The 13,979-nt window shown below is 67.6% G+C and carries 12 protein-coding genes and 1 pseudogene; 5 read left to right on the forward strand and 8 right to left on the reverse strand.

All coding sequences use genetic code 11. The features are described 5' to 3' along the window. Positions 1-177 precede the first annotated feature (177 nt). The 5 genes and pseudogenes from ACGLHS_RS00585 to ACGLHS_RS00605 all read left to right on the forward strand — a co-directional run bounded on the left by ACGLHS_RS00585 (position 178) and on the right by ACGLHS_RS00605 (position 3,592). Positions 178-1,068 carry a transporter substrate-binding domain-containing protein gene (locus tag ACGLHS_RS00585; protein WP_394475924.1) on the forward strand — a complete coding sequence of 297 codons (891 nt, stop codon included), beginning with the start codon at positions 178-180 and terminating at the stop codon, positions 1,066-1,068. A gap of 111 nt (positions 1,069-1,179) precedes the next feature. Beyond that, positions 1,180-1,932, forward strand: a complete 753-nt coding sequence (locus ACGLHS_RS00590) for an aspartate/glutamate racemase family protein (RefSeq protein ID WP_394475927.1) — start codon at positions 1,180-1,182, stop codon at positions 1,930-1,932. A 34-nt stretch (positions 1,933-1,966) separates the two neighbouring features. Beyond that, positions 1,967-2,210, forward strand: a pseudogene (locus tag ACGLHS_RS00595) (dienelactone hydrolase family protein); the annotation flags it as partial. Between the two features lie 118 nt (positions 2,211-2,328). Continuing rightward, positions 2,329-3,240: a ZIP family metal transporter gene (locus ACGLHS_RS00600; RefSeq protein WP_394478128.1), complete on the forward strand. Its 912-nt coding sequence runs from the start codon at positions 2,329-2,331 to the stop codon at positions 3,238-3,240. Between the two features lie 136 nt (positions 3,241-3,376). Beyond that, the gene (locus ACGLHS_RS00605; protein ID WP_093236722.1) at positions 3,377-3,592 is read left to right on the forward strand and encodes a hypothetical protein; all 216 of its coding nucleotides are present in this window, start codon (positions 3,377-3,379) and stop codon (positions 3,590-3,592) included. Between the two features lie 117 nt (positions 3,593-3,709). On the opposite strand, the gene ACGLHS_RS00610 is transcribed toward ACGLHS_RS00605, so the two are convergent. The 8 genes from ACGLHS_RS00610 to ACGLHS_RS00645 all read right to left on the reverse strand — a co-directional run bounded on the left by ACGLHS_RS00610 (position 3,710) and on the right by ACGLHS_RS00645 (position 13,799). Beyond that, positions 3,710-5,176 (reverse strand): amidohydrolase family protein, encoded by a 1,467-nt coding sequence (locus ACGLHS_RS00610; RefSeq protein ID WP_394475930.1) that lies wholly within the window; start codon positions 5,174-5,176, stop codon positions 3,710-3,712. Positions 5,177-5,554: 378 nt separating this feature from the next. Next, entirely contained in the window at positions 5,555-6,544 is a 990-nt protein-coding gene (locus ACGLHS_RS00615) for an ABC transporter ATP-binding protein (protein WP_394475932.1), read from the reverse strand. Further along, positions 6,541-7,578 carry an ABC transporter ATP-binding protein gene (locus ACGLHS_RS00620; protein ID WP_093237640.1) on the reverse strand — a complete coding sequence of 346 codons (1,038 nt, stop codon included), beginning with the start codon at positions 7,576-7,578 and terminating at the stop codon, positions 6,541-6,543. Before ACGLHS_RS00620 ends, ACGLHS_RS00615 begins: the two co-directional genes overlap by 4 nt. A gap of 7 nt (positions 7,579-7,585) precedes the next feature. Continuing rightward, complete coding sequence (locus tag ACGLHS_RS00625; RefSeq protein WP_394478130.1) at positions 7,586-8,488, reverse strand: ABC transporter permease; 903 nt, start codon at positions 8,486-8,488, stop codon at positions 7,586-7,588. A 30-nt stretch (positions 8,489-8,518) separates the two neighbouring features. Next, positions 8,519-9,454 (reverse strand): ABC transporter permease, encoded by a 936-nt coding sequence (locus ACGLHS_RS00630; RefSeq protein ID WP_093236726.1) that lies wholly within the window; start codon positions 9,452-9,454, stop codon positions 8,519-8,521. 71 nt (positions 9,455-9,525) lie between these two features. Beyond that, positions 9,526-11,112, reverse strand: coding sequence for an ABC transporter substrate-binding protein (locus ACGLHS_RS00635; RefSeq protein ID WP_394475936.1), 1,587 nt, complete (start codon positions 11,110-11,112; stop codon positions 9,526-9,528). Between the two features lie 41 nt (positions 11,113-11,153). After that, positions 11,154-12,605, reverse strand: a complete 1,452-nt coding sequence (locus ACGLHS_RS00640; protein ID WP_394475939.1) for a M81 family metallopeptidase — start codon at positions 12,603-12,605, stop codon at positions 11,154-11,156. Between the two features lie 33 nt (positions 12,606-12,638). Next, a complete protein-coding gene (locus ACGLHS_RS00645) occupies positions 12,639-13,799 on the reverse strand; it encodes an NAD(P)/FAD-dependent oxidoreductase (RefSeq protein ID WP_394475941.1) in 1,161 nt (386 codons plus the stop codon). Positions 13,800-13,979: the final 180 nt, after the last annotated feature.

A 13,979-nucleotide genomic window follows, 5' to 3' on the forward strand; every position in this document is an offset into this window, starting at 1 on the left:
CGCACCGGCCGGAAATGCCAAAAGCGCCGTGGCCCATAGCCAAAGCGCATGCCCTGCGGCGCCGAAGGGGTTCACCCATAACCTTTGGGTATGGCCCAGGCTTCAATTGGAATTGTCGCAATGAGTCACTCCTTCCTACACTGGCCGCCTGTTCAATCCAACCGAATGAAGGCTCGAATGAAACTCTCCGTCTTGATGGCATCCATGGCTGCCGCGGTGCTCTTCACCGCCACCGGGGCGCAGGCCGCCGACACGCTGGCCAAGATCGCCGAGTCCGGCAAGATCACGCTCGCCTACCGGGAGTCGTCGGTGCCCTTCAGCTACCTCGACGGCCCCAACAAGCCGGTCGGGTTCTCGGTGGAACTGTCGAACGCCGTGGTCGAGGCGGTGAAGAAGAAGCTGAACAAGCCCAACCTGCAGGTCGCGCTGATGCCGGTCACTTCGCAGAACCGCATTCCGCTCATCACCAACGGCACGGTCGACCTGGAGTGCGGCTCCACCACCAACAACACCGCGCGCGGCAAGGACGTGGCCTTTGCCGTCAATCACTTCTACACGGGCACGCGCCTGCTGGTGAAGAAGTCTTCGCACATCAAGGACTACGCCGACCTGGCCAAGAAGACCGTGGCCAGCACCACCGGCACCACCAACGTGCTGGTCATGCGCAAGTACAACGCCGAGAAAAACCTCGACATGAACATCGTGCTCGGCAAGGATCACGCCGACGCGTTCCTGCTGGTCGAGAGCGACCGTGCCGTGGCCTTCGCCATGGACGACATCCTGCTGTTCGGCCTGATCGCCAACGCCAAGACGCCGGCCGACTACGAAGTGGTGGGCGAGTCGCTGCAGGTCGAACCCTATGCCTGCATGCTGCCCAAGGACGACCCGGCCTTCAAGAAGCTGGTGGACGACACCTTCATCGGCATGATGAAGAGCGGCGAGTTCGAGAAGCTCTACACCAAGTGGTTCATGCAGCCGATCCCGCCGAAGGGCGTGCCGCTGAACCTGCCGATGAGCCCGCAACTGAAGGACAACCTCAAGGCCTTCAGCGACAAGCCCGCGACTTGAGCTCGCCCCCAGGCTGCGCGCACTTCGTGTCGCTTCGCCAACCCCCTACCGGGGGCAATACCAGCGGCCCGGCAAAGCCGGTTCCGCGGTATTCCTGAAACAGAGAAAACCATGGCTTCGACGAACGTAGTTGGTATCTTGGGGGGCATGGGCCCCGCGGCGGGCGCCGACTTCGTCCGGCTCTTCGTGCAGGCCTGCGCGCAGCAGATGCGCGCACGCGGCGAGCCGGTGCGCGACCAGTCTTTTCCCGAGCACTGGCTCGCACAGGTGCCGGTGCCCGACCGCACCGACGCGCTGGCCTCGGCCGAGAACGGCGCGCACCAGCCGCTGGAGCCGATGCTGCAGGCATTGGGCCGGCTGGCCGCGCTCGGCAGCCGGGCCGTGGCCATTGCCTGCAACACCGCGCATGCCTGGCACGGCAGCCTGCAGGAGCGCTTTCCGCAGGTCGAGCTGCTGCACATGGCGCGCGAGACGGCGCGGCAACTGGCCGCACAGGGCGCCACGGGCGTGGCGCTGATGGCCACCGAAGGCACGTACCGCGTGCGGCTCTACGAACAGGCGCTGGCCGAGGCCGGGCTGGGTTGCCACGTGCCGCTGCCTGACGAGCGCCAGACCATCATGCGCGGCATCTTCGACGGCGTGAAGGCCGGCAACATGCCGCTGGCCGAACGCTGCTTTTCCGAGGTGGCACTGCGGCTGGCCGAACGCCACGGCCCCGTCACCATCATCATGGGTTGCACCGAGGTGCCGCTGGGCTTGCAGGGCTCGGCCGCCGTGGCCGGGCTGGATCTGATCGACCCGGCGCAGGTGCTCGCCGACGCCCTGGCGCGCCGGGCCTACGGCATGCCGCGCCAGCCGCACTGAATTTCCGGTCATCGAGGGGGCAGGGCGGTTTCGCCTGCAGGCGCCGGTGCTCGGCCGCTACGGCGAAAAAAGACCAGGGCATCCCCCTTGACACGGTTGATAAGATGAAAGCAGCTCTGGCCACTGGAACTCCGGCGGCCAAGGCATCGAGCTTCGTCGTGTACCCCGAAGCAGGCCACGCATTCCATGCCGACGACCGCCCCAGCTACGCCCAGAGCGCGGCGGGCGACGGATGGCAGCGCGCCACGGCCTGGTTCAAAGCCAATGGCGCCGCCTGAAGACGACGCCCCGTAGCCACTCCCCGCCGAAGGCCGTCCGATGACGGCCTTTTCTCTTTTTATGATCGGACCCGGCCCTGAAACTGTTTCAATGGCCGTCTCTCTTGCGCAAGCAGCTATGAATTTAATAGTCATCATCTTGGCAACCCTGGTTGCCGGTATCGGAAGCGTCTGGCTGGCGGCCCTGTTGTTGCGCGTGGGCGTGCGCAACGATTCCGGCGGCGTGAACCCCCAGCACCTGTTGAGCCTGGCGGCCGGCGCGCTGCTCGCCACCGCCTTCATGCACCTGTTGCCCGAGGCCTTCGAAAGCCGCATCGAGCCCGCGCTGCTGTTCGGCGTGCTGCTGTTCGGGCTGGTCTTCTTCTTCCTGCTCGACAAGGCCGAGCTGTGGCACCACGGGCACGAGCATCACCATGGCGGCGAGGCGAGTGGGCACGAGGGGCACGATCACGCGCACGGGCATGACCATGCACACGGTCACGCACATGGCCACGCCCACAACCACGCGGAACCCCGCGCGGGCGGCTGGGCCGTGCTCACCGGCGACAGCGTGCATTGCTTCGGCGACGGCATCCTGATCGCCTCGGCCTTCGTCGCCGACATCCGCCTGGGCCTCGTGGCCGCCATCGCGGTGCTGGCGCACGAGGTGCCGCACCACATCGGCGATCTCGTCGTGCTGCGCCAGAGTTCGGCCAACCAGCGCGCGGCGCTGGTGAAGGTCTCGCTCGCGGGCACCATGACCATGCTCGGCGGCATCGCGGGCTGGTGGCTGGTCGACCAGCTGCATGGCTGGCTGCCTTACTTCCTGGTGCTGGCCGGCAGCAGCTTCGTCTACGTGGCGCTGGCCGACCTGATCCCGCAACTGCAAAAGCGCCTGCCCGCACGGCAGACCGCCGCGCAGATCCTCTGGCTGGTCGCCGGCATCGTGCTGGTCACGCTGGTGAGCCGGCTGGCGCATGGCGAGCACGGGCATGACCATGGCCACGACGACCCCGGCCACGGAGAGCACGGCCACGTGCACAAGGACTGACGGCACGGCCGGCAGCGCGATCGGCTTCGTCGGCACAGGAAACTTTCCGACACTGACGCTGCCAGTGGGATGAACCCGAACGGCCGAAACAGGCGCACCATAGGGGGTCGTTCAGCATTCAGCCGAGGAGCCGATCATGAATCACGTCGACGCCACCGCGCGTTCCGCCTCGCCATCCGAAGACGATGACGACGACAACACGCCTGCCGACGATTTCGAAGAACCCGAGAACGAAGACTCCGACGACCTGTCGGACGAAACGGGCATCGATCTCACCGATGCGAGCGAACTCGATGCCGACAACGTGCCGGCCGACGAAGAGTTCGACCGCGTCATGAACGCGCCGGACTGATCCGGTCCCTCCCCAGGCTCCGCCCATTCTTCCCTTTGCAAGAAGAGGTGCAAGAGGCGATGCCAGCGGCCCGGCAAGTCTGGTCCGCCCGGCCCGCCGAATGATCCCCGCGCGCGTTCAGTGCGCCTGCTGCGATTCGCGCCGCGTGATCACCTGCCCATTGCGCGCCCCGCTGTGCACGCCGTGCTGCCAGGTCACTTCGCCGTTCACGATCACCGCGTCGATGCCTTCGGCCGGTTGTGTCGGCGTTTCGTAGTTCGCGGTGTCGCGCACCGTGGCCGCGTTGAAGATCACCACGTCGGCGTGGTAACCGGGCTTGAGCGCGCCGCGCTCGTGCAGGCCGAAGTTGCGTGCCGTGAGCCCCGTCATCTTCCACACCGCCGTCTCCAGCGGGAACAGGCCGACGTCGCGGCTGTAGTGGCCCAGCACGCGCGGGAAGGTGCCCCACAGCCGTGGATGCGGCTTGTCGCCCAGCGGAATGCCGTCGGAGCCGATCATGGTTTCGTCGAAGGCCAGGATGCGCTGCACGTCGTCCTCGTCCATCATGAAATAGATCGCGCTGCCCGGCTGCAGCCGCTGCGCCGCCACCTCGCCCGACACGCCCCATTCGGCCGCGATGTCCTTCAGGTCGCGCCCGGCGCACTCGGGGTGCGGCACGCTCGACGCGATCAGCACGCGGCCTTCCATCATTCCGCGGTCGGTGCGGATCATGGTCGAGCCGGCGGTGTACGGGTAGCAATCCAGGCCGATGCACTGGTGCTGCATCGCCTCCTTGATGAAGGGCAGCGTGACCTTGGTCTTGCCGAAGTTGTGCGTGTTCTGCACCTTGTGGTGCGACACCACCACCGGAATGTCGAGCGCGCGGCCGATCTGGAAGGTTTCTTCCAGCGACTCCATCACGTGATCGCTCTCGTCGCGCATGTGCGTCACGTAGAGCGCCTTGCGCGACGTGAGCGGGCGGCCGACCTCGATGATTTCCTCGGTCGTGGCCTTCACGGCCGGCGGGTAGAAGGTGCCGGTCGAAAGGCCGATCGCGCCGGCCTGCATGGCTTCTTCGACCAGCGCCTGCATGGCGGCGATCTCGGTGTCGTTGGCGGGCCGGTCGAGGTCGGACATGACCACGGCGCGCAAGGTCGAATGGCCCACCATCGCGGCCACGTTCACCGATGAAGGCGTGGCGCGCAGTGCATCGAGGTACGCCGCGAAGGTCGTGAAGCGGCCTTCGGCCGGCGATTCGAGCAGGCTCAGCGGCATCGGCAGGTCCATGTCGACGCGCAGCGGTGCGGCGCTGATGCCGCAGTTGCCCGCCACCACCGTGGTCACGCCCTGCGACACCTTGAAGGGCATCTGCGCCTGCGACAGCACGGCCTGGTCGTCGTGCGTGTGCGAGTCGATGAAGCCGGGCGCGACGATGCGGCCGGTGGCGTCGAGCGTCTTCTCGGCGGTGTGGCCGGCGAGCTGGCCGATGGCGGCGATGCGGCCGTTCACGATGCCGACGTCGGCATCGAAGCGCGGGGCCTTGGTGCCGTCGATGACGGTGCCGCCGCGGATCAGCAGGTCGTAGTGGGTGACTGGGGTGTTCATCTCGATCCTTTCGTGGTGTTCTTCGTCTGGGCTTTTGTTCTTGGCGTCGGTGTTCGATGCGGGTTCATTCAGGGCGGGTGCGAATGACACCGGGTGGTCCCCTCCGCGAATGTCCCCCGGCCTGCGGCCTCCTCCTTTATTTCGCTGCGGGGACCACCCGGTGCCATGCGCACCGGGCGCGCTGCGGGTGCATCGCCGATCAACAACGGCTCTGCGCAACGCTCACGCCGATGGTGTGCTCCCCGCAGCGAAATAAAGGAGGAGGGGCGCAGCCCCGGGGGACATTCGCGGAGGGGAGTACGCCGTCGGCGTGGGCGCCGCCCCGAACAACGAAGCCCGGAACAAGCAACGCCACAAACAGAAAAGCAGGCTGCCATCTCAACGAAAGTGGCAGGCAACCCAATGGCCACCGCTGGATGACGAAGGCCGTTCCGTCAACTCCGGCGCCTTCTCCTTGCACACAGCCTGCGCCATCGGGCAGCGCGTGTGAAAGCGGCAGCCCGAAGGCGGATTGGCCGGGCTCGGCGGATCGCCCTGCAGCAGCAACCGGCGTGCGGGCGTGCGCGGGTTCGGCACCGGCACCGCCGACAGCAGGATCTCGGTGTACGGATGCAGCGGGGCCGAGAACAGCGTGTCGCGGTCGGCGATCTCCACGATGTGGCCCAGGTACATCACCGCCACGCGGTGGCTGATGTGGCGCACCACCGCGAGGTCGTGCGCCACGAAAAGGTAGGCGATGCCGAACTCGGCCTGCAGGTCCATCAGCAGGTTCACCACCTGCGCCTGCACCGACACGTCGAGCGCCGACACCGGCTCGTCGCACACGATCAGCTTGGGGTTGAGCGCCAGCGCGCGTGCAATGCCCAGCCGCTGGCGCTGCCCGCCCGAAAACTCGTGCGGAAACTTCTTCGCCGCCTCGGGCCGCAGCCCCACGCGCGAGAACAACCACTGCACCCGCTCGCGCCGCTCGGCCGCCGCGCCCATGTCGAAATTGCGCAGCGGCTCGGCCACGATGTCGCCGGCCGTCAGGCGCGGGTTGAGCGAGGCATACGGGTCCTGAAAAATGATCTGCAGCTGGCGCCGGCGCATCCGCATCTCGTGGGGCGACAGCGTGAGCAGCTCTTCGCCTTCCAGCTCGACCGAGCCCGAGGTCGGCTCCACCAGCCGCATCACCGACTTGGCCGTCGTCGTCTTGCCGCAGCCCGACTCGCCGACCAGCGACAGCGTCTCGCCGCGCGCGACCGAGAAAGACACGCCATCGACCGCCTGGATCGCGGGCTTCGCGGGCCGCAACCAGCGCTTGGGCGAGATGTAGTGCTTGCGCAGGTTGCGCACCTGCAGCAGCGGGGCTGCGGTCGTTTCCGTCATGCGGTCACCTCGGCGGCGTCTTCCCATTGTTCTTCGATCGCGAAGCAGGCCACCACGTGGTCGCCGCCTTGCTGCGTGAGCTGCGGCGTTTCGGTGCGGCAGCGGGCGCGCGCATGGCTGCAGCGCGCGGCAAAGGCGCAGCCGCGCCCCAGCTCGTGGGCGGCCGGCACCAGCCCCGGAATTTCGGTGAGGCGCGTGCTCGCGGTGTTCATCGCGGGCATCGAGGCCATCAGCGCGCGGGTGTAGGGATGCAGCGGCCGGTCGAACAGGTCGATCACGTCGGCTTCTTCCACCTTCTTGCCGGCATACATGACCACCACGCGGTCGCAGCTCTCGGCCACCACGCCCAGGTCGTGCGTGATCATCACCACGCCCATGCCCAGCTCTTTCTGCAGCCGCTTGATGAGGTCGAGAATCTGCGCCTGGATCGTCACGTCGAGCGCGGTGGTGGGCTCGTCGGCGATCAGCACCTCGGGGTTGCAGGCCAGGGCCAGCGCGATCATCACGCGCTGTCGCATGCCGCCCGACAGCTGGTGCGGGTACTCGTTCACACGGCGCTCGGGCTCGGGGATCTGCACCACGCGCAGCATCTCGACGGCGCGCTTGAGCGCATCGGCACGGCTGGCCTTCTGGTGCAGCTGCACCGTCTCGGCGATCTGCCGGCCCACGGTGAGCACCGGGTTTAGCGAGGTCATCGGCTCCTGGAAGATCATCGAGATGCGGTTGCCGCGAATCTGCCGCATCTCGCGTTCGCTCAGCTGCATCAGGTCGGTGCCGCGCAGCCGCACGGCACCCATGTGATGGCCGGGCGGCGTGGGGACCAGCCGCAGGATCGACAGCGCGGTCACGCTCTTGCCGCAGCCGGATTCGCCGACCACGCCGAGCGTGCGGCCCGCGCGCACCGTGTACGAAACGCCATCGACCGAGCGCACCACGCCGGCCAGCGTGTGGAAGTGGGTGCGCAGGTTGTCGACTTCGAGCAGTGGCTCGCCGGGGGCGAGGGCGGTGTGGGACATCGGGGTCGTCGTCGTCATGGCGCTCTCACAGTTGCCGTGCCAGGCGTGGGTCGAGCGCATCGCGCAGGCCGTCGCCGAGCAGGTTGATCGCAAGCACCGTGGCCGCCAACAGCAGGCCCGGGTACAGGATGATGTGGAACGCCACCGTCACGAAGTTGCGGCCCTCGGCCATCATGTTGCCCCAGCTCGGTGTCTGCGCGGGCACGCCCACGCCGAGGAAGGACAGCGCCGCCTCGGTCAACACCGCCGCCGCGGCCACGAAGGTCGATTGCACGACCAGCGGCGCCACGATGTTGGGCAGCACGTGGCGCACGAGGATGGTCGGCAGCCGCGTGCCCACCGCATGCGCGGCCTCGACGAACAACTGCTCGCGCAGCGTGAGCGCCAGCGAGCGCACCAGCCGCACCACGCGCGGAATTTCGGGCACGGTGATGGCGATGATCACCGTCGTCAGGCTGGCCCGCGTCACGGCCATCAGCGCGATGGCCAGCAGGATGCCGGGAATGGCCATCAGCCCGTCCATCACCCGCATGATGAAGCCGTCGGCCCAGCGCACGAAGCCCGACACCAGCCCCAGCAGGATGCCGAAGAAGGTGGCCAGCACCGCCACCGAGAACCCCACGATCATCGACACGCGGCCGCCCCAGACGGCGCGGCTGAACACGTCGCGGCCCAGCGCGTCGGTGCCGAACCAGTGTTCGGCCGACGGCGGCTGCATGCGCGCGAGCGGGTCGATGTCTTGCGGATCGTGCGTGGCGATCCAGGGCGCGGCAATGGACAGGATGGCAATCGCGATCAGCAGCAGCGCGCCGATGATCAATGTTGGGTGCTTGCGCACCCAGCGAAAGCGCGGGGGTACGAAGGGCGCATCTTCCGGCGCGGCTGGCACCGAGGGTGCAACAGAGACTGGCGCATCGATCTCGCTCATGGGGAGGACCGTGGACATGGGTTGTGTTCTTCAGTACTGGATGCGTGGATCGAACAGGCGGTAGCTCAGGTCGATCAACAGGTTGATCAGCACATACACGCCCGCCGACAACAGCAGCACGCTCTGGATGACGGGATAGTCGTGGCGCTGCACCGAGTCGATGACGAGGCGGCCCACACCCGGAATGGCGAACACCGTCTCGGTGACGACCACGCCGCCGATCAGCAGCGCGATGCCCGCGCCGATGGTCGTGGCGATGGGAATGGCCGCGTTGCGCAGTGCATGCCCCAGCACCGGGAGCACGCCCAGTCCCTTGGCGCGCGCGGTGCGGATGTAGTCTTCGTGCAGCACTTCGAGCACGGTGGCGCGCGTCATGCGGGTCACCAGTGCGATGTACACCAGCGCCAGGTTCACGCAGGGCAGCACCAGCGAGTGCAGCCACTCGACGGGGCCGTCGGCAAAGCGCGCATAGCCCTGCACCGGAAACCACGGCAGCTGCACCGCGAAGCTGTAGACCAGCAGGTAGCCCACCAGGAAAACCGGCACCGAGAAGGCGAGCACCGCGAACAGCATCACCAGCCGGTCGATCCAGCTGCCTGCGCGGTAGGCCGCGAGCGTGCCCAGCGGCACCGACACCACCAGCGTGATGAGCATGGTGAGCGCCGCGATCGACACCGTGGGCTCCAGCCGCTGCCCGAGCAGTTGCGTCACCGGCATCTGCGTGAAGATTGAGGTGCCGAGGTCGCCGGTGAAGAGCTTGCCGACCCACAGCGCGAACTGCTGCCACAGCGGCAGGTTCAGGCCGAGCGCGGCGCGCAGCTTCTCGATGTCTTCCGTCGTGGCGAGGTCGCCCGCGATGAGCGCGGCCGGATCGCCCGGCGACAGGTGGATCAGCAGGAACACCACCACCGCCACCACCGCCATGACAGGGAGTGTCGAGAGAAAGCGTCGAACGATGTAGCCCATGGCGTTGCCCTTGAACTGGTGTGGCTGGCGGTGTGCTGGCTGACTGGCGGGGAAGGCGCTGTGGGGGCGGCTTACTTGTCGAGCATCCAGACGGTCGGCATGCCGGCCCAGAGCTTGTCGAGGCCCTTGATGTTGGCGCGCGCGGCGAACGCGGCCGAGTACTGGCCTGCGTTGATGTACGGCACGGCCTCGTAGGCGCGGGCCTGGAAGGCGTCGAGCAATTCCTTGCGCTTGGCCGGCACGGTTTCCTTCAGCCACGCGGTGCGCAGCTCGTCCAGCTTCTTGTCGCAGGGCCAGCCGGGCAGGGTGTTGCCGCAGGCGGCGCCCAGGTAGGCATTGGCGATGGGCGAGTTGACGTCGAACTCGCCGGCCACCGTGACGTACATGTTCCAGCCGCCCGCGTCGGCCGCATCGCGCTTGGCGCGGCGCGCGCCGATGGACGCCCAGTCCATGCTCTGCGCGTCGACGTTCATGCCGATGCTCTTCATGGTCTGCGCGGCCATCAGAGCTTCTGCGTTGAGGTAGGGCACGTCGCTCGGCACCATCAGCACGACCTTCTCGCCCTTGTAGCCGGCGTCGGCCAGCATCTTCTTCGCCTTGGCGACGTCGGCCTTGCGGAAGGGCTCGGCGCCAGCCGAGGTGTCGTTCGGGCTGCCGCAGATGAAGTAGGTGGCGCAGTAGGCCATGCGCATGTCCAGCGGGAAGCCCATGGCCGCGACGAAGCGCTCCTGGTTCACGGCCTGCAGCAGCGCCTGGCGCACCTTCGGGTTGTCGAAGGGCGGGTGCAGCTGGTTCATGACCAGGAAGCCCTGGTAGGCGCCGCCCGAGCCGATCTTGATGCTGCTGTCGGTGCGCAGCGGCGCGATGTAGTCGGGTGGCAGCTGTTCGATGATGTCGACCTCGCCGCGCTTGAGCGCCGACACGGCGCTGTTGGCGTCAGGCAGGTAGAGCCATTCGACGCGGTCGAAGCTGGTCTTCTTGCTGCCGGCCAGGCCGCTCGGCGGCTCGCTGCGCGCCACGTAGTTCGGGTTGCGCACGAACACCGTCTTGTTGCCCGGCACCCATTCGTCGCGCTTGAAGATGAAGGGCCCCGAGCCGACCACCTCGGTGAGCGGCGCGGTGGCCGACATCTTGGCGATGCGCTCGGGCAGGATCACCGGCGGAAAGCCCGAGGGCTTGGCCAGCGCGTCGAGCACCATGCCGAAGGGCTCGTTGAGCGTGAGCGTGAAGTTGCGCGCGTCGGTCGCCTTCCATTCGGCGCCGACCGCCGTCATGGCGCGGCCCAGGCTGTCGCGTGCGGCCCAGCGCTGCAGCGAGGCCACGGCGTCGGCCGAGGTCACGGCGGCGCCGTCGGAAAACTTCAGGCCGGGGCGCAGCGTGAAGCTCCACTGCTTGCCGTCCTTCGAGGTCGTGTACTTCTCGACCATCTGCGGTTGCGGCTTGCCGGTGGCATCTTGCGCGAACAGGGTGTCGTACACCATGTGGCCGAAGTTGCGCGAAATGTAGGCCGTGGTGAAGGTCGGGTCAAGAATCTTCAGGTCGGCATGCGCCACCACCTTCAAGGTCTTGGGCGGTGTCTGGGCGAGCGCCGGAAGGCTCACGGCGGAAGCCGCAGAAAGGGCCAGGGCAGCGAGGGCGGCAAGCGTTCGTCGTTTCATCGTCGGTTCTCCGGTCGGTGGGGGCGAAAGAAAAAAATCGGTCAAGCCGCGACGCCGATCGGCCACTTAGGCAGGCGTGCTTTGCGGTAGGGCAGGGTGGTGAGGTCGAGCGTCACGGCGCCCGGTGCGCCCGCGTAGATCACGTGCCTGGCCACCTTGGAGTACGACGCATAGAAGTGCTGCGAAGACTTCACGACCACGATCTTCTTGGCGGCCAGGTCGCAGCCCAGTTGCGTGAACAGGTCGGTGCCCATGGCCTGGTTGCGCCGCGTGATGAGCACGATCTCGATGCCGTTGACCTCGACCAGCGCGCAGTCGCCCATCGCCGTGGGCGTGTTCGACAGGCCGGTCATCACCAGGTCGTGCATGAGCGCCTTCACGGTGCAGTCGAGGTCCAGCGGGTCGCCCGACAGCGGGCTGATCTTGCCGCCGATGCGCATCTGCAGCTTCGCGCCCACGCCCGCATCGAAGGCGATGCGCACCGCGATCGGGTCCCACATCGGGCCGAGGGCCGCGTTGGTGATGCCGCGCTCCAGCATGCGGCGCAGGATGAAGGTGGAATCGCTCGCCGCGCCGCCGCCGGGGTTGTCGGCGCCGTCGGCCAGCACCACCGGGCCGCCGTCGAAGGCCAGGGCCTCGTCGAGCGAGGCGTCGATGCTGGGGTAGTTGACCGTGAGGCCGTCGCGCATGGCGATGACTTCATCGGCCAGCTGGCGCGCCAGTGCGTTCGCCTTGGCCTGGTCGCCATCGGTGTAGACCAGCACCTTGGTGCCCATCTCGGGCACGTCGCCCCACGAGAAGCCGTGCGTGAGCGAGACCGACAGCACGCCGTCCTTGCCTTCGAGTGCCTGCATGCGCTCGACAAAGCTGCGCGCGGGTTCGCGCGAGGTGTGCACGGTGACGATGATGTCGCAGTCGACCATCGCGTGCACCGGCTTGACCTTGCCCTCGACCGCCGCGGCGCAGATGTCCACCAGCTCCAGCCCGCGCTCGAGCACGTCGGTGTGCGGGTACTCCTTGAACGAGACCATCACGTTCGCGTTGTCGACCATCGCGGGCGTGAGGTGGTTGTGGGGGTCGAGTTCGGCGCCGATGACGATGTCGGGCCCCACGATCTGCCGCACACGCTGCAGCATGTCGCCTTCGCAGTCGTCGTAGCCGTCGGCCACCATCGCGCCGTGCAGGCCGAGCAGCACCATGTCCACCGGCAGCGCGGCGCGCAGGTCGTTCAGCATTTCGTCGCGCAGCGTTTCGTACGCGTGGCGCGTGGTGATGCCGCTGGGCTGCGCACCCGCCACCATGCCTTCGAGCAGCGTCCAGCCCTTTTCCTTGCCGCGGATGCGCGCGGCCCACAGCGGACCCGAGTAGATCGTCAACGCATCGGGATGCTGCCCGGCGGGGAAGTAGCCACGGTCCTTGAAGGACGCGATGCCGGTCGGCATCGGGCCGAAGGTGTTGGTTTCGGTGGCGAGGGAGGCACTGAAGACACGCATGGGATGGTCTCTTGTGGTTGTGGGTTGTTGGGGTCAGGCGGCAGCGGCGGTGCGCAGCCGCTGCGGGCCGAGCATCTCGGCCGTGAGGCCGAAGGCCGCGATGCGCTCCGGCAGCGGCAGTCCGCGTGCCAGCGCGGCGCAGGCTTCGCCCATGGCGGCCGAGGTCTGGATGCCGTAGCCGCCTTGCGCCGCGACCCAGAAGAAGCCGGGCGCGCCGGGCTCGAAGCCGCCGACGAGGTCGCCGTCGGCCACGAAGGAGCGCAGGCCGGCCCAGGTGCGGGTGGGGCGGCGGATGGTCAGCGTGGTCGCTTCCTCGATGCGGTGGATGGCGAAAGCGATGTCCAGCTCTTCGGGCTGCACGTCCTGCGGATCGACCGGATCGGCATTGGCCGGCGAGCCGAGCAGCATGCCGGCGTCGGGCTTGATGTACCAGCCTTCGTCGGCACCGAAGACCATGGGCCAGTGCGTGACGCTCTCGCCTTCGGGCGGCGCGAAGATGAAGGCCGAGCGCCGGCGCGGCTCGATGCCGATGGGCGTCACGCCGGCCAGTTGCGCGATGGTGTCCACCCATGCGCCGGCCGCGTTGAGCACCACGGGCGCCTCGTAGACATTGCCGCCGGCCGTCACGCGCCATTGGTTGCCGGTGCGTTCGATGGCGGTCACTTCCGCATCGCACACCAGCTTGCCGCCGGCCTGCCGCATGCCGCGCAGGTAGCCCTGGTGGATGGCGTGCACATCCATGTCGGCCGCGTCGGGTTCATACACGGCGCCGGCCACCTGCTCGGGGCGCAGGGCGGGCACCATCTCGCGCGCCTGCTCGCCGCTCAGGCGCGTGGCGCCGGTGTCCATGGCGCGCAGCACGTCCCAGTGGGCTTCGAGCTCGGCCATGTGTTCTTCGCCCGCGACCATCATCGCGCCGCGCGGCGTGAGCAGCGGGTGCTCGGAAAAGCCTTCAGGCGGATGCTCGAGAAAGGCGCGGCTGGCCATGGTGAGCGCGCGCACCTGCGGCGTGCCGTAGCTTTCCATGAAGAGGGCGGCCGAACGGCCGGTGGAGTGATAGCCCGGCTGGGCTTCGCGTTCGAGAAGGATCACGCGGGCATGCGGTGCGAGCCAGTGGGCTACCGAAGCCCCGGCAATGCCGCCGCCAATCACGAGGTAGTCGGCCACGATGGGCGCTGGTGTGCTGGAGGTCATCGGCCAAAAGTGTAGGAATAAATTTGCGGATACGCAAATTAAATAGAGCCAACCAAGGGGAAACCATGGGGCACCTGAACGGTGAAATTTGCGTCAATGCAATTTGCATATACGCAACTTCCAGGCCCGCGTCATGCGGGTTGGCATGGATGGCGCGGCGTTGCACTGGCAGAATTGCAG

The organism is Variovorax sp. VaC1, from assembly GCF_043658315.1.
In the GTDB taxonomy this organism is placed as follows: domain Bacteria; phylum Pseudomonadota; class Gammaproteobacteria; order Burkholderiales; family Burkholderiaceae_C; genus Variovorax.